General features: G+C 50.0%; 1 pseudogene. It reads left to right on the forward strand.

What is annotated here, in order from left to right:
• Positions 1 to 900: pseudogene (secA, locus tag B2R29_RS00810) on the forward strand (preprotein translocase subunit SecA); the annotation flags it as partial.

Consider the following 900-nt stretch of genomic DNA (forward strand, 5'->3'; position numbering starts at 1 on the left):
GATTCTGATCGATGAAGCGCGTACGCCATTGATCATCTCTGGCCCGGCAGATGATCATTCAGAGCTATATCGCCAGATTAACGAACTGATTCCTCAGTTACGTCAGGGTGAGGCGTCCGAAGATGATAGCCAGCCAGTGGACGGTCATTTCTTTGTTGATGAGAAGAGCCGTTCTATTGAACTGACTGAAGAAGGCCATGAATTCGTAGAAGAAATGCTGACGAATGCCGGTGTTCTGCAAGACGGCGACAGTCTCTATTCAGCGGGCAACCTTAGCCTGCTGCACCACGTGCATTCGGCCCTGAAAGCGCACGCTGTATTCCAGAAAAACGTTGATTACATCGTCCAGAACGGGCAAGTGGTCATCGTTGATGAACACACCGGTCGTACCATGCCGGGTCGTCGCTGGAGTGAAGGTCTGCATCAGGCCGTTGAAGCGAAAGAAGGCCTGAAGATTCAGGCAGAGAGCCAGACATTGGCGTCAACAACCTTCCAGAACTTCTTCCGTCTGTATGACAAGCTTTCTGGTATGACAGGTACTGCAGATACCGAAGCTTTCGAATTTAATCAGATCTACGGGCTGGATGTTGTTGTTATTCCGACGAACCGTCCAGTTCAGCGTATCGACTACAACGATGTTATTTACGCCTCACAGCGCGAGAAGCATGACGCTGTGGTTGAAGAAATTCGTGAGATTACCGCTCAGGGTCGTCCTGTTCTGGTGGGTACAGCCTCAATCGAATCGTCTGAATATATCTCTGGCGTTCTTAAGAAAGCTAAGGTCGAACATAACGTTCTGAACGCAAAAGAGAATGAACGTGAAGCTCAGATCATTGCTGATGCCGGTCGTCCCGGTGCCGTGACCATTGCAACTAACATGGCCGGTCGTGGTACCGATAT

The sequence above is a fragment of the Thalassolituus sp. UBA3500 genome (assembly GCF_002377545.1).
Classification (GTDB): Bacteria; Pseudomonadota; Gammaproteobacteria; order Pseudomonadales; family Oceanobacteraceae; genus Thalassolituus.